This window comes from Flavobacterium swingsii, from assembly GCF_900111965.1.
GTDB lineage: Bacteria > Bacteroidota > Bacteroidia > Flavobacteriales > Flavobacteriaceae > Flavobacterium > Flavobacterium swingsii.
Genome location: NZ_FOJT01000001.1, coordinates 567,655 through 588,581 on the forward strand (window position 1 = coordinate 567,655; position 20,927 = coordinate 588,581).

Consider the following 20,927-nt stretch of genomic DNA (forward strand, 5'->3'; position numbering starts at 1 on the left):
TTATAAATTTTTTAAGGCTTGTTTGATAATAGTTTCTACAGTTGCATCTGGCATTGTTGCGACGATTTTTTCGACAACTTTTTCTGCCGATTTTCTGACAAATCCTAATACTTCTAATGCAGATAACGCTTCATCTTTATTTGTATTGTTTTGTGACATAGAAACTTCGTCTAAATCATACAGTTTTAACACTTTTTCTTTCAAATCGAGAATGGTTCGTTGGGCAGTTTTTGCGCCAATTCCTTTAATCGATTGAATCGTTCCTACATCGCCAGAACCAATGGCATTGATAATTTGTTTTGGCTCGATTGATGATAACATTGTACGTGCAATATTAGCTCCTATTCCCGAAACCGAAATGAGTAATTTAAAAATTTCTTTTTCAGATTTTTCGACAAAACCGTATAACGAATGACTGTCTTCCTTTATTATTAGGTGGGTAAAAAGTTTGATGAAATCTGTCGCAGGCAATAATCCATAAGTGTGTAGCGAAATATTTACAATATAACCAACACCGTTACAGTCTATTACAACTTCGGTTGGTGATTTTTCGACTAATTTCCCTTGAATGTGTGCTATCATAAATAAAATCGTAAACCTTCAAATATACTAATTTTCTCGAATTTTAATTAACTTTTCAGACCAACTACTTGATTATTCGATTAAACTATTATTTTCATTTTTCTTGTTAGATTTCAATTTCTTCTCTTTTTCTTGTGCATCAACAGCGGCAACAGCAGCCATATTTACCATTTCTTCTACGCTTGCGCCTAATTGAAAAATGTGAACTGGTTTGTCCATTCCTAACATTATAGGTCCTATTGAATCTACTTTGTACAATTCTTTTAGCATTTTATAGGTAATGTTTGCCGATTCTAAATTTGGAAAAATAAGTGTATTTACTTTGTGTCCCACTAATTTAGAAAACGGAAATTTACTTTTTAGCATATCTGGATTTAAGGCAAAATCTGTCTGGATCTCACCATCAACAATCAAATCTGGATATTCGTTATGAAGATACGAAACTGCTTCACGGACTTTTGCTGCGCTTTCGTTATTTGAAGAACCAAAATTTGAAAAAGAAACCATTGCGATTATTGGTTCCATACCAAACATCTTTACCGTTTTCGCAGTCATTAAAGCAATTTTTGCTAAATCGTCAGAACTTGGATTTGGATTTATCGCTGTGTCCGACAAAAACATAGGCCCACGAGCGGTCATCATCATATTTGTAGTAGCAATTCGGGTAACTCCAGGTGCTTTTCCGATGAGTTCCATCATAGGTTTTACTACGGTTGGATAACTTCGAGAATAACCTGTAACCAATGCGTCTGCTTCGCCTTCCTTGACCATCATTGCGGCAAAATAGTTGCGTTCTCGCATCCATTTTTGAGCGTCTAATAATGATATTCCTCTGCGACGACGAGATTTCCAGTATATTTCGGCAAAATGCAATCTTCTGGCGTCTTCTTCTTTTGTTTTTGGATCAAAAATAGCGACTTCGGCATCAAAACCTATTTCTTCTTTTAACTCTAAAATAATTTCTTTGTTTCCTAATAAAATTGGAATTCCTATGCCTTCTTCGTGTACAATTTGAGCTGCTTTCAACACATCTAGATGATCTGCTTCGGCAAAAATAATTCGTTTTTTATCGGTTTTAGCTCTATTGGCCAACAAACGAACCATTTTATTATCAGATCCCAATCGTTCTAATAAATCTTCTTTGTATTTTTCCCAATCGGTGATTTCTATTTGGGCAACACCGCTTTCCATTGCAGCTTTTGCTACGGCTGGCGCTACTTCAGTTATTAATCTTGGATCGAAAGGCTTTGGAATAATATAATCTCTACCAAAATTCAATTTGGTTTCTCCGTAAGCGATATTTACTTGCTCCGGAACCGATTGTTTTGCTAGACAAGCCAAAGCTTTTACAGCAGCCATTTTCATAGCTTCATTAATTTTTGTAGCTCTCACATCGAGTGCGCCACGAAAAATATAAGGAAATCCTAAAACGTTATTTACTTGATTAGGAAAATCAGAACGACCCGTTGCCATGATAATGTCTTTACGAGTAGCAATGGCAAGATTATAATCGATTTCTGGTGTTGGATTTGCCATGGCAAAAACGATTGGATCGTTTGCCATTCCTAACAACATTTCTGGCGTAAGAATATTTCCTGCAGAAAGTCCCAAGAAAACATCAGCACCAATTAATGCTTGATGCAAATTGATATTTGGTTTTGCTTTAGAATATCTTTTTTGCAAATCAGACAAATCGGTTCTTTCCGAAGAAAGCACGCCATCTTTGTCGAACATGATAATATTGTCTGGATTTACTCCTAAAAGCACGTATAAATTAGCGCAAGCCAATGCAGCGGAACCTGCTCCAGAAACAACTAATTTAACTGTTTCAATTTTTTTATCGGCAAGTTCTAATGCGTTTAACAAAGCTGCTGATGAGATAATAGCCGTTCCGTGCTGGTCATCGTGCATGACCGGAATATTGAGTTCTTCGACCAATCGTCTCTCTATCTCGAAAGATTCCGGCGCTTTGATATCTTCTAAATTAATTCCTCCAAATGTTGGCGCAATAGCTTTTACTGTTTCTACAAACTTATCAATATCTGTAGCATCAACTTCGATATCAAAAACATCAATATCTGAGAAAATTTTAAACAATAAAGCTTTTCCTTCCATTACTGGTTTCGAAGCTTCTGGACCAATATTTCCGAGCCCTAAAACGGCCGTTCCATTGGTAATTACGGCAACTAGATTTCCTTTAGCTGTATATTTATAAACATTATTAACGTCTTTTGCGATTTCAAGACAAGGTTCTGCCACCCCTGGCGAATAAGCCAATGACAGATCACGTTGCGTTGCGTATTTTTTTGTAGGAACAACCTGAATTTTTCCTGGTGTAGGTTTAGCGTGATATAGTAATGCTTCTCTTCTTTTGTTATCTTTTGGCATATTTTAAAATTACTATGAATTTACAAAGTTAAAATATGCATTGGAACAATGAAATTTTTATTGCTATTCTTTTAGAAAGTTTATGTTTCTTTTCAATCCTTCCAGTTTTGTTCTTTTTACTGCTGAATTTTTGAATACTTTTTTGAAGGTTTCATCAGTAATTTCTTCCCAGTCTTTATTTGTGAATAATAAAATTTCAGGGTTTGGATTAAAAAGTGGTTCGTTGTGTGGTTTCGAAAATTTATTCCAAGGGCAAACATCTTGACAAACATCACAACCGAAAGCCCAATCATCGAATTTTCCTTTCATTTCTATTGGAAGATTTTCTTTGAGTTCGATGGTGAAATAAGAAATGCATTTACTCCCATCTACAACATAAGGCGCCACAATGGCTTCTGTAGGACAAGCATCGATACAAGCGGTACAGCTTCCGCAGTGGTCGGTCGTCGCATAATCATATTCTAAATCTAAATCGACGATGAGTTCAGCAATAAAGTAGAAAGAGCCGACTTGTTTGGTTAATAAATTGCTGTTTTTTCCAATCCAACCCAATCCTGATTTTGCTGCCCATGCTTTGTCGAGAACTGGTGCCGAATCTACAAAAGCACGACCAGAAACTTCACCGATTTCTGTTTGAATAAAATGTAATAATTCTTTTAATTTTTCTTTGATGACAAAATGATAATCTTGTCCGTAGGCATATTTTGAGATATTATAAGAGTCTGAGTTTTGAATTTCCGATGGATAATAATTCAACAATAATGAAATCACACTTTTAGCATCATCGACGAGTAAGGTTGGATTTAATCTTTTATCAAAATTATTTTCCATGTAGGACATCTCACCATGCATTTGCTTGTTGAGCCAATTTTCCAAACGTGGCGCTTCTTCTTCTAAAAATCCTGCTTTGGATATACCGCAAGACAAAAAACCGAGGCGTTGTGCTTCGGTTTTTATGAGTTGCGTATATTTTGATTTGTTGTTTATCATTTTGCATTAGGGATTGAAGCGATATCCTTTTTGAGGCACGAAAAAAGATAAAGCGGAAAGCCCGACCCGAAGGGAAATGCCCTAAAACAAACCTCCTTGAATATTCGTTTTTACTTTACCTAAATGTTTGTACGCTTTTTCGGTAACTTCACGACCACGAGGCGTTCGCATGATGAATCCTTCTTGGATTAAAAATGGTTCATAAACCTCTTCAATAGTTTCGCTGCTTTCGGATACGGCTGTCGCCAAAGTGGATAATCCTACCGGTCCACCTTTGAATTTATCGATAATTGTCGTTAGAATTTTGTTATCCATTTCATCCAAACCGTGAGCATCAACATTTAAAGCATTTAAAGCAAATTTTGCGATTTCGATATCTATACTTCCGTTTCCTTTTATTTGGGCAAAATCACGAACACGACGCAACATTGCATTGGCAATACGTGGCGTTCCACGGCTACGACCAGCAATTTCGATAGCGGCTTCCATAGTAATGGGCATTTTTAAAATCGATGAACTTCGTTGAACAATGGTCGTTAAAAGTTCTGTGTTATAATATTGCAAACGGCTTTGAATTCCAAAACGAGCACGCATTGGCGCGGTTAACAATCCTGAACGTGTGGTTGCTCCTACTAATGTAAATGGATTCAGATTAATTTGAACCGAACGGGCATTTGGCCCAGATTCGATCATAATATCAATTTTGAAATCTTCCATTGCAGAATATAAATACTCTTCGACAATAGGACTTAATCGGTGTATTTCATCAATAAACAAAACATCACGTTCGTCAAGATTCGTTAACAAACCCGCTAAATCCCCCGGCTTGTCTAAAACTGGACCCGAAGTAATTTTGATTCCTACTCCCAATTCGTTTGCCAAAATATTTGCTAAAGTGGTTTTTCCTAATCCCGGAGGACCATGAAAAAGTGTATGATCGAGTGCTTCGCCACGCTGATTTGCTGCTTGTACAAATATTTTTAGATTTTCTAAAACTTGTTCTTGTCCTGTAAAATCATCAAACGAGAGTGGTCTCAATTTTTTTTCTAAATCGAGTTCTTCTGGATTGTAGTTTTGATTGGTAGGATCTAAATTTTCATTCATTTTACAAATATAAAAAGTTTATTCGTGGATTTGAGGCTTTGTTCATTTGTAACTCACAATATTTAATAAAAATGTTATATTAGCCTTCAAAAAACACTTTTATGCAAGAAGAAAAACACACTTTTAAGCGCGAATTAGGGCTGGTTAATGCGACAAGCATAGTTGCTGGCTCTATGATTGGTTCGGGAATTTTTATAGTTACAGCCCAGATGGCTCGAGATGTAGGTTCTGCAGCTTGGCTTTTGGTAATTTGGTTGGTAACAGGATTATTAACGATGTCGGCGGCTTTAAGTTATGGCGAATTAGCAGGAATGATGCCTAATGCGGGCGGACAATTTGTATACATTCAGCGTGCTTACGGAAAATTAATGTCATTTTTGTACGGTTGGACGGTTTTTACAGTGATTCAAACAGGAGTTATTGCTGCAGTTGCAGTTGCTTTTGCTAATTATTCGGCAGTGTTTTTTCCTGTTTTAGAAAATAAATTATTCACCATTGGCGAAAGCTATGCTTTTTCGAACAAGCAAATTCTGGCGATGGCAAGTATTGTTTTGCTTACTTATATTAATACCAAAGGCGTTCAGAGCGGAAAAACCATTCAGTTGATATTTACAATGGCCAAAATGTTTGCTCTTTTTGCATTGATTATTTTAGGATTGTATGTTGGTTTACAAACCGATGTTTTGTCGAATAATTTTTCCCATATGTGGGAAGCTTCCAAAACAGTTTTGAATACTGACGGAACGGTAACTGTAACAAAATTAGCCGGAGTTGCTTTACTTGGCGCTATGGGAGCCACAATTATTAATTCTTTATTTTCGAGTGATGCTTGGAATAATGTGACATTTATTGCTGGAGAAATAAAAGATCCTAAGAAAAATATTCCGAGAAGTTTATTTTTAGGAACGCTGATTGTGACTATCATTTATATTTTGGCAAATATCGCTTATTTAGCATTATTGCCTATGCAAGGAACTCCAGTTGGAGAATCGGTGATGAATAACGGGATTATGTTTGCCAGTCAAGATCGAGTTGGTGCGGCGGCAGCCAATGTAATTATGGGAAATATTGGTGTTTTTGTTATGGCTGGACTAATTATGGTTTCAACTTTTGGTTGTAATTCAGGATTGGTACTTTCTGGCGGAAGGTTGTTTTATGCGATGTCTAAAGATGGTTTGTTCTTTAAAAAAGCTGGCGAATTAAACAACAATGATGTTCCTGCAAAAGCACTATGGTTTCAATGTATTTGGGCTTGTGTATTGTGTATTTCTGGAAAATATGGCGATTTATTAACCTATTCTACTTTTGCTTCTTTGTTATTTTATATTCTGACTATTTACGGAATTTTTATTCTTAGAAAAAAAGAACCTAATGCTGAACGTCCTTATAAAGCTTTTGGTTATCCTATAATTCCTGCAATTTATATTATTCTTACAGCTTTAATATGTATCACTTTATTAATTTATGATACTAAAAGTACTGGCTTGGGATTATTGATAGTTGGTTTGGGAGTTCCTGTTTATTATTTGACTAAAAGAGAAGTGTAATTTTAAACCATTTCCTTTATTAAAATAAAAAAAAGAGAAGAAACATGACAAGTTTCTTCTCTTTTTTTTATACTTAATTGATTAAAAAAAATTAATCAAATTTAGATTTCTCAACTATTACTGGCCAAGTATTATTGGTTACATCAATATCGGCAGTTTCTAATTTCGGATCTACTACAATTTTAGAAATTGCTTTTTGTGTAGCAAATGTTCTTACAACCTCAGCATCATTCATTCTCCAAATTTGTGCTGGAAATGTCTGATTTTCGGTGGTTCCGTCTTCAAAAGTTAGCTCTACAATAATTGGCATTACTAATCCTCCGGGTTTGTTAAACGTTACTTCGTAAAAATATTTTGGAGAAGCTAATTTTGCAATTTCTTCTGGTTTGAAATTCGTTTGCACAAACTCATCTAAAGTTGTAATATCTTTTGTATTTAATGCTTTTTTGTTTTTTGCTGACAAATCCTGACTTGTACTAGAAATCATATATACTAATGGTCCAGACATTTTGCGTCGATTTCTTCTAGTTACATCAGGAGCTTTAAACTCTTTTGGTGCGTCATTACTCACGTAATATTGAGTTACTTCTTTAATCCCAATATCCGTAAAGTCTGTAGTGTAAAACCAACCACGAATAAACCAATCTAAATCGGTTCCCGATGCATCTTCCATAGTTCTAAAGAAGTCTTCTGGAGTTGGGTGTTTAAATTTCCAACGATTTGCATAGGTTTTGAAAGCATAATCAAACAATTCGTGTCCCATAATTGTTTCTCTCAGCATATTTAAACCCGTTGCTGGTTTTCCGTAAGCATTATTTCCAAATTGTTTTATTGCTTCAGAATTAGTCATAATTGGCTCGATACCTGACTGGTCACCACTCATATAAGGAACAATTAAGTTTGCTGGTCCGCGGTCTATTGGGAAATTTTTATCGAAAGTAATTTCTGCAAGATATTCCATAAATGTATTCAAACCTTCGTCCATCCAAGTCCATTGACGCTCGTCCGAATTAACAATCATTGGGAAAAAGTTGTGTCCCACTTCGTGAATAACCACTCCTAACATTCCGTATTTTACTCTGTCAGAAAATGTTCCATCAGCTTCTGGACGACCAAAATTCCAACAAATCATCGGATATTCCATTCCTTGATCTTGCGCATTTACAGAAACTGCTTTTGGATAAGGATAATCGAAAGTATAACTCGAATAACTCTTTAAAGTATGCGCCACAGCTTTTGTAGAATATTGTTCCCAAAGCGGATTTCCCTCTTTTGGATATAAAGAAACGGCCATCACAGTTTTTGTATCCAACTTTACAGCCATCATGTCTAAGATGAATTTTCTTGAAGTTGAAATTCCAAAATCACGAACATTTTCTGCTTTAAACTTCCAAGTTTTTTTCTTATCAGAAAAACCTTTTTCGGCTTCAGTTGCTTCGGCTTGTGTAACAATTACGACTGGTTTGTCGAAAGAATTTTGTGCCAATGCATATCTTTTTACTTGTTCTGGCGTGAAAACTTCGGCTCTATTTAAAAGATTCCCTGTTGCTTCCATCACGTGATCGGCTGGAACTGTAATGTTTACTTCAAAATTTCCGAAAGGCAAAGCAAACTCTCCGCTTCCCCAAAACTGCATATTTTGCCAGCCTTCTACATCGTTATAAACCGCCATTCTTGGATAAAATTGCGCTAAAACGTATAGATTATTTCCGTCTTTGAAATGCTCATAACCAGAACGACCACCATCAATCATATAATTATTAATGTTGTAATTCCATTTGATATTCATGACATATTTTTCGCCATGTGCTAATGGTTTTGCCAAATTGATACGCATCATGGTTTCATTGATAGTATAAGAAATTGGCGCTCCTTTTATATCTTTTACATAATCGATTTTGAAACCGCCATCAAATTTTTCTTCTAAATATTTTCTTGAAAAACCAGCTGCACTAATGGCTGGGTCTATTTTAGAATTTTCGACCAATGGTGTTTTTGATGTTCTTGCCATCAAATTTTGATCTAATTGAATCCATAAATAATCTAAAGATTCTTTAGCATTATTTGTATAAGTGATGGTTTCTGTACCAAATAATTTGGTGTTTTTATCATCTAATTCAATATCCATTTTATAATCCGCTTGCTGCTGAAAATATTCTGGTCCAGGCGCACCAGATGCGGTACGGTACATATTTGGAGTTGCTAACAAATCGTACATTTGACGAAATTTGTTTTTGTCTTCATGCCCTTGTTCTTTAGCTTTTGCCGTTTCTTGAGCTAATATTGCCGAAGAAAAAGTGATAAAAAACAGTAAAAAAGTAGTGATTTTTTTCATAACCTGATTTAATTTTCAAGTTATAAAAGTAATTATTTTTATTACAGAAAAGAGAAATCTTAAGGTTTTAACATAGCTTTCACATTATCAGGCGTTAACAACAAACTTTGCTTCTTGCCGTATATTGTGGTTTGAATAATGTTTTGCTGGTCGGAATTTAATTCAAACAAGGTCGTGTTTTGAATTTCTAAAGTTTTTATTTTTGAGATTTCTTTAACATTATAATAGCAAATAATTATATTTCCTTCGATTTCTTTGCTCAAATAATTGATGCTTTTTTGTTGGCCATTTATTTTTATCGAAAAATTATCTGCAATATATTTTTTCATCAAAACTACATCTTCTGGCATTTCGTTTGGCTCACCAATATGTGTTTTTTGATTGTATTTTGTTTTCAAAACATCATTTAAATCATCAATAAAAATACGTGAAGTTATTTCTAACATTTGCTTTTTCTGATTGAAATTGACTTGATATATAGATACATAAAATTTATGCATCGCAAAAGACGACAAGCTTATTATCGATAAAAAAAGTAACGTATAAAATATTGATTTTTTCATTTTACTAAAGTAATTATTCTTTTTTGAGAAATGTAATTTGTTTGTATTTTTCTGCCAATTCTCCCAGTAAGAATGTAGTCATGATTTTATTTTTAGATTTTATGCTGTTAATTAATCTTTGGTCATCAATTACATATACCTGAAAACCTTTTATATATTCGGAAGGAATTTTTAGTGTTTTAATAAAAAAATCTTCATCATATAAATTGTCAATTTTTATTTGTAGCCTTTCTTTATTTTCGACTTCAAGTTCTTTTTTTAACATGGCTGTTCTTCCTGAAAGCCAATTTATTAGCGGATCTACTCCTACCGATCCTCCCGCCATTCCTCCTGCACTCAAGTCTACAAACGGAGCTGTAGCGGTTCTTAATTTTCTTTGTGCTGGTGTGTATTTTTTTGTCCCAAAAGGAATAATTCCTAACGAGAATGCATTTATTCTGGAGTAATCTTTTATATAAACCTCATCTAACATTGTAATTTGTTGCTTTAGCCGCATAAAAAACAGACTCTCAGAAAAATCAGATTGTTTGAGTATAATTTGCATTCCTTTTATTTGCATTCCCGAAAACATTAAAGTATCCGTTGCTTTAGCGAAAATAGAGAAAAAGCCGCCTTTTTCGGTCATCGTACTTTTTTCATTGGTTAAGTTAGTTACATAAATTCCGTCAAGATTTGAAGCATCTGAAATGACTTTTCCTTTCAATAGTGTTTGAGAAAAAACACTTTGAGAAAAAAATAAAATTGTAAATAATAAAAATAAAATTTGCTTCATCAGTCTTTAATATTTTGTAAAAATAGAAGTCAAGCTTCACAATATATTATTAATGCCTTGGTAATTTTTTGTTAATAATAATTATTTACCTTTGAAAATCTCAATAACAAAACAATGAAAAAAGTCATCCTTGCCAGCACTTCGACCTTATATAATGGTGATTATTTAGAGTATTTATTACCTACATTATTGGAACATTTTAGCGGTTGCAAAACATTGCTTTTTATTCCTTATGCAAGACCTAGCGGGATTACGCACGATGATTATACCCGAAAAGTAAGTGTGGCTTTTGCCAAAATAAACATAACTGTAAACGGTATCCACAACTACGAAAATCCTACCGAAGCCATACAAAAAGCCGAAGCTATTTTTACCGGCGGTGGAAACACTTTTTTGCTGGTTTCGCAACTGTATAAAAATAATTTGATGACGGTTTTAAAAAACACTATCGAAGCTGGAACGCCTTATTTAGGCACAAGCGCAGGAAGTAATATAGGCGGAATGACAATGAATACAACTAACGACATGCCTATCGTTTTGCCCGAAAGCTTCAATACTTTAGGATTAATACCTTTTAATCTGAATCCTCATTTTTTAGATGCAAACTTACAATCGACACACATGGGAGAAACTCGAGAAACGAGAATAAATGAGTTTCATACCATAAGCAACATTCCTGTTTTGGGATTACGAGAAGGAAGTTGGTTAGAGGTATATGGAGAAAATATTACATTAAAAGGAGATTTCTTCGCCAGATTGTTTAAACAAAACAAACCCGCTATCGAGTTAAAAACGAATACAAATTTTAGTTTTTTGGCATAAAAAAACCTCAAACTTACATTTGAGGTTTCTTGAAGAGCGAAAGACGAGGCTCGAACTCGCGACAACCAGCTTGGAAGGCTGGAGCTCTACCAACTGAGCTACTTTCGCATTACAACGGTGCAAATATAAATAATATTTCTCGTTAGTTGCAAGTTTTTTTTCAAAAAAATGACACTTTATTTTTTTTGAAAAAATTAACCCCCATAATCTATTTATTATTAAAGTTTTAACCATTAGATAAAAAATGAATTCGATTAAAGAAATTACTACTCAGGAGACATATTTGGTACGGAATTTGGTATTAAGACCTGGAAAACGAATTGAAACTTGTTTTTTTGATGGTGATAATTTGGAGCAAACGAAACACTTTGGCTATTTTGATGATGGAAAAATTATTGGAGTTGTATCGGTTTATAAAAATAAAAATGTTATTTTTAAGTCCCCAAATCAATATCAAATTCGTGGAATGGCAATCTTGAAAGAATTTCAAGGAAGTGGTTGCGGAAAACTGTTGATTAAACATTGTGAAGATTACTTAATAAGTATCGGTACGAATTTAATCTGGTTTAATGCCCGAGAAACTGCTGTATCATTTTACGAAAAATTAGGTTACACCAAAAATGGATCTCCTTTTGCTATTGCCGATGTGGGAATTCATTTTTTAATGTTTAAAAATTTATAACAATACTAAATGAAGCCAATTTACTTACTTATTCCGCTTATAATTTTTATTTGTTGCAAGAAAAACACCTTAGAAAAAAATTCTGATAGCACTTCTTTTATCAATTTTCCTTTTTTAAATCTTTCTGTAAAAATAGATTCCACATTAATAAGTAGCTTCAATAATCCAAATTTAACAGCTTTTTACAAAAACTATAGCAACGAAACTGTTTGGACTTCTCAAGACAACAGAGATGTTGTTTTAAATGAATTCAAAAATGCCACAAATGAAGGCTTGCTTCCCAACGATTATAATTATGATAAATTAAACATCTTAAGCACTAATTATAATAGTTTAGATGATATAAAACTGGTCGAACTTGATTTGTTATTTACACAAAGCATTCAAAAATATCTTTCACATATACATAAAGGGAAAATTTCCCCGAAAGTGGTTGAGGGAGATTGGGATTTGACAGAAAAAAAAATAGATGTAAATGCGTTACTATTTGAAAGCATCGAAAACAATGATTTCACATCAAGATTTGAAGATTTGAAACCCAAACATCCTCTTTATAAAAACTTAAAAGAAGCATTACAATTACTTAATACTTTTCCTAAAGATTCGGTTCCGTTTATCATATTAAAACCAAAAGATAAGATTTCCTTTAACAAATCTAATAAAGTTGTAAAAACTATAAAACAACGATTAATGTATTGGCATGACATGAAACAAGCTGATACATTGACAAATATTTATGACAAAGAAACGCAAGATGCCGTAAAGCTGTTTCAATCCCGACATGGCTTATATCCTGATGGAGTTATAGGAAAAGGAACCCTTTTAGCGTTAAACTTTACCAAAGACCAACGAATTGAACAAGTTATTGCAAATTTAGAACGTTGGCGATGGTTTGCGAACGATTTTGGCAAAAATTATCTTTTAATAAATATTCCAGATTACTCATTAGTCGCCATTAAGGATAATGATACGATGCAAAAACAGAGAGTCGTAGTAGGAAAAGAGGCAAGACAAACTCCTATTATCGAATCGAAAGTTTCTAACATTAATTTAAACCCAAACTGGACTGTTCCCCCAACGATTCTTAAAGAAGATGTTTATCCTGACGCTATAAAAGACAGAGGTGCTTTTAAGAAAAAAGGATTAATAATTTTAAATAACAAAAACAAAGAAGTTAGCCCATGGGACTGGAAAATGGAAGATGCTAAGAAATACAAATACGTTCAAAATCCTGGAAGAAATAGTGCTTTAGGACTTATGAAAATAAATTTTCCTAACAAATATTCTGTTTACCTTCATGATACTAACCACCGTGATTATTTTAGCTTTACTTACAGGTCGTTAAGTTCTGGTTGTGTAAGATTAGAAAAACCTTTAGAAATGGCCGCTTACCTGATAAATAAACCTGAAAAATGGGATTTAAAAACCATTCAAGACACGACAGATATTAATTATTATAACAAACTTCACAAAGAAAAATTAAAGAAGATTGCTATAAAAAACGCTAAACTTTTGGCAAAAAATCCGCTGTTGGTAATTCCCGAAAAAGTGTATCCAAAACCAGAGCTAAAAACAATAGTGGTAAAAATTTCCGATGATATTTATATTCATCAATTGTATTGGACCGCTTGGTTGCAAAAGGGATCTTTACAATTTAGAGAAGACATTTATTGCCTAGATTATGATTTATATTCTAAACTAAGAAACTAATCTAGATGCAATTTCGTAACTTCTGCTTGGGTGGTAAATAAAAATACAAGATTTACCTTTGATGGTTTTAATAATTTGAGTTTTTACAGCCTCCGGAATTGCAGGACAACCTTGGCTTCTTCCTAAATATCCTTGTGCTTTTATAATAGAAGGATTTGCATAACTCGCACCATGCATAACAACTGCTCTTGCACGTGCATTACTATTTATTCCTCTTTCTTGACCATCAAGTTTTAGTGACAATCCGTGTTTTCCGTTATAAGTTTCGCCAGTTGTATAAAAACCCAAACTACTTTTGTTAGAACTTTGAGCGTTTGAAAAATTATTAGCATATTCTCCACCAGACTTCATCCCGTGAGAAACCACTGTATTGTATAATATTGTATTGGATGACAAATCGATTACCCAAAGACGTTTTTTAGCAGATGACATACTAAAATCGATTACCGTCAAAATATCTTTTTGAATAAGTCCTTTTCCTTTTAAAGCATAAAAACCTTCCATTGCTTTTTTAAAACAAGTAATTTGTGGTAAAGCAAAATGATTTGAGTTTAATGAATAATAAACCATTTCAATTTTTGCAGTAAGATTATTTGCTGTTGTACTAGCAACTAATGTAGGATCTGTGTTTATAGTACCTTTTGGCGCAAAAGACATGAAAAACACTAAAAGAAGGGGAAGAATTCTATAAGTCATTGATAATGTATTAATTGTGTTGTTGTTTGTACAAGGCAAATATGTAATAAAAAGTAATACCAACCAAATTTTTTTACACTTAATCGGTAAAATTTAACATTTCGTCGATTATTTATAATTTTGGTTTTAGTTAATTTATTCATAAATAACACGTGTTCACAGGGAATATTTCTAAATTTGTTGCTATCATCAAAAAATAAAAATATATGACTTACAGACTAATCATCTTGTTACTATTACTTTGTAACAAAGCCATTTATGCACAAAACAACGCTGTTTCAATTCCAGGAAAACAATCTAATCCTGTATCTCCAGAAAAAAAGAAGCTCAAAACAATCCTTTCTAACGAAAATATTTCGATAGATGGCGAATTAAATGAATCTATTTGGCAAAAAGCAGAAGCCGCAACCGATTTTGTAATGTTTGATCCAGACAACGGAAAATCTATTCCATCCACAAAAAAATCAGATATAAAAGTTATTTATGACAATGAAGCTATATATATAGGCGCCATGCTAAATGACGATGAACCAAACAAAATCATGAAAGAAATCACGCAACGTGATGATGATGGCTCTTCCGATTTTTTTGGAGTAAGCCTAAATGGTTATAACGATGGGCAACAAGAATTTCGTTTTTTTGTAACTGCTGCAGGCGTACAATTAGATTGTAATTCTAACCCACAAACTGGCGAAGATTTTTCTTGGGACGCTATTTGGGAAAGTAAAACTAAAATTACTGACAAAGGTTGGATTGTTGAAATAAAAATCCCTTATTCGGCCCTTCGATTCTCGAAAGAAAACATGCAAACTTGGGGAATTAATTTTTTAAGACAAATTCGTCGTAACCGACAATTGTATACTTGGACACATATTGATAATAACAAAGGCTCTTTCGAACAACAAGCCGGAGAGTTGCATGGTATTGAAAACATAAAAACTCCAACTCGTTTATTTTTATTTCCTTACGCTTCGGTTTATGTTAGTAACGACAAAGAAAACGGAACAAAAACAGAGCTAAAAGGCGGTTTAGATATAAAATATGGTATAAACGATGCCTTTACGCTCGATGCAATATTGGTTCCAGACTTTGGACAAACCGCTTTAGACAATAAAATCCTAAATCTTGGTCCATTCGAACAACAATTTAACGAAAATAGACCGTTTTTTACCGAAGGAACAGACTTGTTTAGCAAAGGAGCTTTATTTTATTCTAGAAGAATTGGCGGAAAACCATCATTAAAAAAGAAAAACTTAGAGAAAGAAATAGAAACTGATGAAGTTATAGATGAATATCCTTCAAAAGTAAACTTACTAAATGCATTAAAAATTTCTGGTCGTACAAAAAGCGGACTAGGAATTGGTTTTCTAAACGCCATTACCGAAAAAACCGAAGCCACACTTTTAGACACACTTTCTCAACACAAACGAAAGGTCATAATCGAGCCTATAGCAAACTTTAGCATTCTTACATTAGACCAGCGTTTCAACAAAAACTCATCAGTATCCTTAGTAAATACAAATGTTACAAGAGATGGACATTTCAAAGATGCAAATGTGACTGCTTTAGTTTGGGATTTAAATACTACAAAAAACACATTCAATCTTTCAGGAGATTTCAAATACAGTAATGTAAACGAATACAAAAATTTAAACAACAGAAAAGGTTACAACACATCTTTAAATTTTGCAGAAACCAGCGGAAAAATACGCTTTAATGTTGGTGCAAAATATGTATCTAAAGAATTTGATAACAATGATTTAGGAATAAATTTTCAGACAAATTACAGCAGCCTATCCGGAAATATTAATTACCGAATGCTAAAACCATCAGAAAACCTAAACGCTTTTAGACTAAACGTAAACTACTATTCTGAATACGAAAATATAACAGGAAAACTACAATCATTCAATCTAAATACAAATTACCATTTTACTACAAAAAATAATGATGGCTATGGTTTCGGAATCGATTCAAAGCCAGTAAATACTTATGATTTTTATTCACCAGGAGTTAGCGGACGCTATGTAACAATCCCAAAAAACTACGGCGCATGGGTTTATTACTCATCTAATTATAATAAAAAATTAGCAATAGACATCAACCCTTATTTTACAGAATATTTTCAAGGAGATCGTATGGAATACGGAGTAAGTTTTGGTCCTAGATACCGCTTAAACAACAAAATTTCTTTCAGGTTAAATTATGATTTTAACAAACAAAACAGCGACCGAGGCTTTGTTGATTACCAAGGAGACGAAATTATATATGCACAAAGAGATGTAAATTCATCTACGCTAGCATTATCTACAAAATATGCTTTAAACAACAAAATGACTATCAATATCAACTCCAGATACTATTGGTCCTATGTACAAAACGACAAATTCTTTTCCTTGCAACCAGACGGAGAATTATCAGCCAGTAATTATACCAATTTGCTGAACCAAGATTTCAACACCTGGAATATCGACTGTTCTTACTCTTGGTGGATTTCGCCAGGAAGCCAACTCAATATGCTGTATCGCAACATCTCCTCAAATGATTTATCAGAAATTCAGGGCATAAACAAAAATGTATCTCATAATTTCAATTCCTTATTTGGCGACAAACTGCAACATACATTTTCAATAAGTTTACGCTACTTTTTAGACTACAATAGAGCTAAAAACTGGATATAATTTCTTATTTTTGAAGCTAATCCTGCTGTCCGCTATATCTTTTCCTTGCTAAAGAAGCAAGAAAAAAGGATGCCGCTACCATCAGGGCTAAAAATCGACATCAATATTAAACATTGTAAGATTCATAACGATGAACAAGAAAGTAATCCTCATGATACTCGACGGTTGGGGCAAATCGCCAGACCCAAAAGTATCCGCCATAGACAATGCCAACATTCCGTTTATAAATTCACTTTATAAAAACTATCCCAGCGCACAACTCCGCACCGATGGTCTAAACGTAGGACTTCCCGAAGGACAAATGGGAAATTCCGAAGTGGGACACATGAATCTTGGCGCAGGACGAATTGTATATCAGGATTTAGCCAAAATAAATCTGGCAGTACAAAACAAAACATTAAGCCAAGAAAAAGTACTAATTGAAGCCTTTCAATACGCAAAAGAAAACAGTAAGCCAGTACATTTATTAGGATTATTATCCGATGGCGGCGTACATTCTCACACCTCACATTTAAGAGGATTATTAGATGCAGCACAAGATTTCGGACTCGAAAAAATATTTATTCATGCCTTTACTGATGGCCGCGATGTAGATCCAAAATCGGGCAAAAAATATATCGAAAATTTGCAAAAATATATTGCAAACACACCCGCAAAACTAGCATCAGTAGTAGGACGATATTACGCAATGGATCGTGACAAACGTTGGGAACGCGTAAAAATCGCTTACGATTTACTTGTAAACGGAAAAGGGAAACAATCGCAAGATGCTGTATTATCTATACTAGACAGTTACCATAATCATATTACTGACGAATTTGTCGAACCAATCGTAATGGTCGATGACAACAATAATCCTATTGCCACCATACAAGATGATGATGTGGTAATTTTCTTCAATTTCCGAACAGATAGAGGAAGGGAACTTACTGAAGCCTTATCGCAACAAGATTTTCACGAGCAAAACATGCACAAACTCAATTTGTATTATGTTACGCTAACCAACTATGACGAAACTTACGAAAATGTAAAAGTCGTTTACAACAAAGACAACATTACCGAAACTTTAGGAGAAGTGCTAGAAAAAGCAGGTAAAAAACAAATCCGCATTGCCGAAACCGAAAAATATCCACACGTAACCTTTTTCTTTTCTGGCGGACGAGAACAACCCTTTATCGGCGAAAGCCGAATCTTAAAAAACTCACCCAAAGTAGCCACCTACGATTTGCAACCCGAAATGAGCGCTTACGAACTTACCGAAGCATTAATACCAGAACTCGAAAAAGGCGAAGTCGATTTTGTATGTCTTAATTTTGCCAATGGCGATATGGTGGGACATACGGGAATAATGAGCGCCGCAATACAAGCTTGTGAAGCCGTAAACAAATGTGTCGAAAAAGCAATCACATCAGCTTTAGCCAACGATTACACGACTATTGTAATTGCCGACCACGGAAATTGTGAAACCATGATAAATCCTGACGGCACACCAAACACAGCGCATACAACAAACCCAGTTCCTATTATTTTAGTTGACAAAGAGTTAAAAACAATTCACGATGGCGTTTTGGGCGACATTGCTCCTACTATTCTAGACTTAATGGGGATTAAAAAACCCGAGGTTATGACGAGAAGTTCGTTGTTATAGTTTTACCAAAATAGTTTTTTTAACCACAAAAGTCACAAAAGAAATCGCTCGAAAACATTAATTTCTCTAATACAAAAAACTTTTGTGCCTTTTGCGGTTAGTTTTTTTGTCATTACTAAAAACTAAATCCATATTATTATTTTTCCTGTAACTGTTTGACTGATTGTTAATTCCTTTTCCATATCTTTAACTTTATGAAATGGGAAGCGAAAATTATCAAATACAAAGGAGATACCCGAATTGCAGTTTCGTTCGAAAAAAAAGCAACTTTAATAGAACGGATAAAACAAGTAGAAGGCAGCAGATGGAGTCAATCCTTACGGCTTTGGCATTTGCCAGACACCATAGACAATCGCATTCGATTTCAGATAGAAACCCCTGTAAATAATACCCTTTCGGAAGAAAAAATAGAGCAAATCACAAAGTTCTGTCAATGGTTATTATCCAAAAGATATAGTCCGAGCACCATCAAAACTTATAGCGAAGCTTTACGCTCATTTTTGCTGTTTTTTGATGAAAAACCAGTTTCAGAAATCACCAACGAAGATGTTGTCTTGTATAATAATAATTATATCTTAAAACATAATTTATCGGCATCTTATCAGAACCAAATTGTAAATGCCATCAAACTTTATTTCAAAACTATAAAAGAAGTTAAAATTGATATCGATAAAATTCATCGTCCAAAACGTCCAAAATTATTACCTAATGTCTTGAGCAAAGAGGAAGTGAAATTAATATTAGGAGCGCACAGTAACATCAAACACAAAACAATGTTGTCATTAATATATAGTTGCGGTTTGCGTCGAAGTGAGCTTTTACACTTAAAACCCACTGATATCGATTCTAAAAGAGGCATTGTAATTATTCGTCAATCCAAAGGACGAAAAGACCGAATTGTTCCTTTATCTCCCAAAATATTAGACATGCTTCGCGATTATTATGGTTGTTGTAAACCTAAGACTTGGTTATTTGAAGGACAAATTCCAGGAGAACTTTATTCAGAAAAAAGTTTACAAAGTGTCCTAAAACAAGCGCTTGAAAAAGTAAAGGTAATAAAACCTGTAAGTCTGCATTGGTTGCGACACAGTTATGCTACACATTTGTTAGAAAGCGGTACCGATTTGCGCTATATTCAAGAATTATTAGGGCATAATAGCAGCAAAACCACCGAAATTTACACACATGTGAGCACGAAATCGTTGCAGCAAATAAGAAGCCCTTTTGATGATTTATAATATATTTTTATCTATTTTAGCCTTAGTAACAAAAGACTGACCTTAGCCAGACCAATCTACTCTAAATTGGGTTGCTTTGTCTGATTTTATCAGACATATATACAAGTTGTGCAAAACCCTAAAAAACTAAACGTGAACCTATTGTTGTTTAAAAAAATAATCATTCGGAATCTTTGCATGCAAATAGGTCTTTTCGTAGCAATTTTTTATTTATTGTTTGGTTTAATAATTCAAAGTAAAGACTTTGGGAAGTACTTCAGTGCATACATACTTTATGTTCTACTAAGTGTTTTTATGCTGATTTACATTTTAATTGAAGCGATAAAAAAAAACAAGTTTGTCTATTACATAGCCTTTTTTATATCTACAATTCTTTTTATATTATTTGTAAATATATTTGATCATCTATCAACTGATGATTTAAGTAAATTTCTTTTTTAATTTTAGAGAAGAAAGGCTTCGCACAACAGCGGTTTTGAGCAAGTGGGGTTTTAGGGCAAAACTGAAACAACTTTTTGTATATTTGGCTTAGTGATAAAACAAACTAAAGGAACAAAAGTCCCCACCTTCTCAAAGCCGGCGGGACGTTATGCGGGAGTTGAAAAAAGAGCATTTCGGTTAAAATCAGATATTTAGCAACAATTCAATTGCTCATAAAACCTAGATTCAGAAACTTAAAATTGGGTTTTTAAATTGGAGTTTTTAATCAGAAACTAGAAAAACAGAACTTGAATATTGGAGTTTCTAAACTGAATCTGAAAAAGCAGAAACTTGAAAAGCAAACTTGAATTTCGGAGTTTCTAAGCTGAATCTGAAAAACGGAACTTGAAAATTGGAGGTTTAAATTGGATTAAGAAACTGAAACATAAATATTGAGTTTCATTGCGAATAAAAATAAACAATCGTTTTGATTGTGAAATTGAAACGAAAAAAGGGAATAAAATTTAGCCAAGATTTAGGCAAGAATTAGGTTTTTAGTCGGCAAAGATAAGGCTGAAAATCGAGTAATAATTAGGAATACTTGCTAGAAACAACCCCCGCATAACAGCCACTACAACGGATTTGGGCATTAGGCTTAATGGAAAGATGGTTTTGTATTTGGGATGATTTGGCAAATCCGAAAATAGGGCTTAATTTAGTCCCAAACCCGCTGTAGTGCCAAGACGTTA

At 33.8% G+C, this 20,927-nt stretch carries 15 protein-coding genes and 1 tRNA gene; 7 read left to right on the forward strand and 9 right to left on the reverse strand.

Annotated elements, in window-relative coordinates:
* From ruvA to ruvB, 4 genes are all read right to left on the reverse strand, one after another.
* A complete protein-coding gene (gene ruvA, locus BM053_RS02620) occupies window positions 1–582 on the reverse strand; it encodes a Holliday junction branch migration protein RuvA (protein ID WP_091473681.1) in 582 nt (193 codons plus the stop codon).
* A 72-nt stretch (window positions 583–654) separates the two neighbouring features.
* The gene (locus tag BM053_RS02625; RefSeq protein ID WP_091473683.1) at window positions 655–2,970 is read right to left on the reverse strand and encodes an NADP-dependent malic enzyme; all 2,316 of its coding nucleotides are present in this window, start codon (window positions 2,968–2,970) and stop codon (window positions 655–657) included.
* 63 nt (window positions 2,971–3,033) lie between these two features.
* Window positions 3,034–3,960, reverse strand: coding sequence for a tRNA epoxyqueuosine(34) reductase QueG (queG, locus tag BM053_RS02630; RefSeq protein ID WP_091473685.1), 927 nt, complete (start codon window positions 3,958–3,960; stop codon window positions 3,034–3,036).
* A gap of 81 nt (window positions 3,961–4,041) precedes the next feature.
* A complete protein-coding gene (ruvB, locus tag BM053_RS02635; protein ID WP_091473687.1) occupies window positions 4,042–5,064 on the reverse strand; it encodes a Holliday junction branch migration DNA helicase RuvB in 1,023 nt (340 codons plus the stop codon).
* A gap of 101 nt (window positions 5,065–5,165) precedes the next feature.
* Here ruvB and BM053_RS02640 point away from each other — a divergent pair, with 101 nt between their 5' ends.
* Entirely contained in the window at window positions 5,166–6,611 is a 1,446-nt protein-coding gene (locus BM053_RS02640) for an APC family permease (protein ID WP_091473689.1), read from the forward strand.
* Window positions 6,612–6,702: 91 nt separating this feature from the next.
* On the opposite strand, the gene BM053_RS02645 is transcribed toward BM053_RS02640, so the two are convergent.
* Genes BM053_RS02645 through BM053_RS02655 form a run of 3 tightly spaced genes read right to left on the reverse strand, consistent with a single transcriptional unit; the run spans window position 6,703 to window position 10,281 of the window.
* Entirely contained in the window at window positions 6,703–8,946 is a 2,244-nt protein-coding gene (locus tag BM053_RS02645; protein ID WP_091473691.1) for a M1 family metallopeptidase, read from the reverse strand.
* A gap of 59 nt (window positions 8,947–9,005) precedes the next feature.
* Entirely contained in the window at window positions 9,006–9,509 is a 504-nt protein-coding gene (locus BM053_RS02650; protein WP_091473693.1) for a DUF6702 family protein, read from the reverse strand.
* Between the two features lie 13 nt (window positions 9,510–9,522).
* Entirely contained in the window at window positions 9,523–10,281 is a 759-nt protein-coding gene (locus BM053_RS02655; RefSeq protein WP_091473695.1) for a hypothetical protein, read from the reverse strand.
* Between the two features lie 114 nt (window positions 10,282–10,395).
* On the opposite strand from BM053_RS02655, the gene pepE reads away from it, so the two are divergent.
* Entirely contained in the window at window positions 10,396–11,103 is a 708-nt protein-coding gene (gene pepE, locus BM053_RS02660) for a dipeptidase PepE (protein WP_091473697.1), read from the forward strand.
* 35 nt (window positions 11,104–11,138) lie between these two features.
* On the opposite strand, the gene BM053_RS02665 is transcribed toward pepE, so the two are convergent.
* Window positions 11,139–11,211: transfer RNA gene (locus BM053_RS02665), tRNA-Gly, on the reverse strand.
* A 136-nt stretch (window positions 11,212–11,347) separates the two neighbouring features.
* Between BM053_RS02665 and BM053_RS02670 the strand changes: the two genes are divergently transcribed.
* The gene (locus BM053_RS02670; RefSeq protein WP_091473699.1) at window positions 11,348–11,785 is read left to right on the forward strand and encodes a GNAT family N-acetyltransferase; all 438 of its coding nucleotides are present in this window, start codon (window positions 11,348–11,350) and stop codon (window positions 11,783–11,785) included.
* Window positions 11,786–11,794: 9 nt separating this feature from the next.
* On the forward strand, window positions 11,795–13,495 hold the full coding sequence (locus BM053_RS02675; protein WP_091473702.1) for a L,D-transpeptidase family protein: 1,701 nt from the start codon (window positions 11,795–11,797) through the stop codon (window positions 13,493–13,495).
* Here BM053_RS02675 and BM053_RS02680 read toward each other — a convergent pair.
* Window positions 13,484–14,191, reverse strand: coding sequence for a murein L,D-transpeptidase catalytic domain family protein (locus tag BM053_RS02680; protein ID WP_091473704.1), 708 nt, complete (start codon window positions 14,189–14,191; stop codon window positions 13,484–13,486). The two genes, BM053_RS02675 and BM053_RS02680, sit on opposite strands and share 12 nt — an antisense overlap.
* Before the next feature lie 206 nt (window positions 14,192–14,397).
* Here BM053_RS02680 and BM053_RS02685 point away from each other — a divergent pair, with 206 nt between their 5' ends.
* The 3 genes from BM053_RS02685 (at window position 14,398) to BM053_RS02695 (ending at window position 19,758) form a co-directional block, all read left to right on the forward strand.
* Window positions 14,398–16,872 (forward strand): DUF5916 domain-containing protein, encoded by a 2,475-nt coding sequence (locus BM053_RS02685; protein WP_091473706.1) that lies wholly within the window; start codon window positions 14,398–14,400, stop codon window positions 16,870–16,872.
* A 130-nt stretch (window positions 16,873–17,002) separates the two neighbouring features.
* Entirely contained in the window at window positions 17,003–18,520 is a 1,518-nt protein-coding gene (gpmI, locus tag BM053_RS02690) for a 2,3-bisphosphoglycerate-independent phosphoglycerate mutase (RefSeq protein ID WP_091473708.1), read from the forward strand.
* A 194-nt stretch (window positions 18,521–18,714) separates the two neighbouring features.
* Window positions 18,715–19,758: a tyrosine-type recombinase/integrase gene (locus tag BM053_RS02695; protein ID WP_091473710.1), complete on the forward strand. Its 1,044-nt coding sequence runs from the start codon at window positions 18,715–18,717 to the stop codon at window positions 19,756–19,758.
* The last annotated feature ends 1,169 nt before the right edge of the window (window positions 19,759–20,927 follow it).

Coding starts and splice junctions, on each gene's coding strand:
- ruvA (WP_091473681.1), bottom strand. CDS start 582: ATGATAGCACACATTCAAGGGAAATTAGTCGAAAAATCACCAACCGAA.
- BM053_RS02625 (WP_091473683.1), bottom strand. CDS start 2,970: ATGCCAAAAGATAACAAAAGAAGAGAAGCATTACTATATCACGCTAAA.
- queG (WP_091473685.1), bottom strand. CDS start 3,960: ATGATAAACAACAAATCAAAATATACGCAACTCATAAAAACCGAAGCA.
- ruvB (WP_091473687.1), bottom strand. CDS start 5,064: ATGAATGAAAATTTAGATCCTACCAATCAAAACTACAATCCAGAAGAA.
- BM053_RS02640 (WP_091473689.1), top strand. CDS start 5,166: ATGCAAGAAGAAAAACACACTTTTAAGCGCGAATTAGGGCTGGTTAAT.
- BM053_RS02645 (WP_091473691.1), bottom strand. CDS start 8,946: ATGAAAAAAATCACTACTTTTTTACTGTTTTTTATCACTTTTTCTTCG.
- BM053_RS02650 (WP_091473693.1), bottom strand. CDS start 9,509: ATGAAAAAATCAATATTTTATACGTTACTTTTTTTATCGATAATAAGC.
- BM053_RS02655 (WP_091473695.1), bottom strand. CDS start 10,281: ATGAAGCAAATTTTATTTTTATTATTTACAATTTTATTTTTTTCTCAA.
- pepE (WP_091473697.1), top strand. CDS start 10,396: ATGAAAAAAGTCATCCTTGCCAGCACTTCGACCTTATATAATGGTGAT.
- BM053_RS02670 (WP_091473699.1), top strand. CDS start 11,348: ATGAATTCGATTAAAGAAATTACTACTCAGGAGACATATTTGGTACGG.
- BM053_RS02675 (WP_091473702.1), top strand. CDS start 11,795: ATGAAGCCAATTTACTTACTTATTCCGCTTATAATTTTTATTTGTTGC.
- BM053_RS02680 (WP_091473704.1), bottom strand. CDS start 14,191: ATGACTTATAGAATTCTTCCCCTTCTTTTAGTGTTTTTCATGTCTTTT.
- BM053_RS02685 (WP_091473706.1), top strand. CDS start 14,398: ATGACTTACAGACTAATCATCTTGTTACTATTACTTTGTAACAAAGCC.
- gpmI (WP_091473708.1), top strand. CDS start 17,003: ATGAACAAGAAAGTAATCCTCATGATACTCGACGGTTGGGGCAAATCG.
- BM053_RS02695 (WP_091473710.1), top strand. CDS start 18,715: ATGAAATGGGAAGCGAAAATTATCAAATACAAAGGAGATACCCGAATT.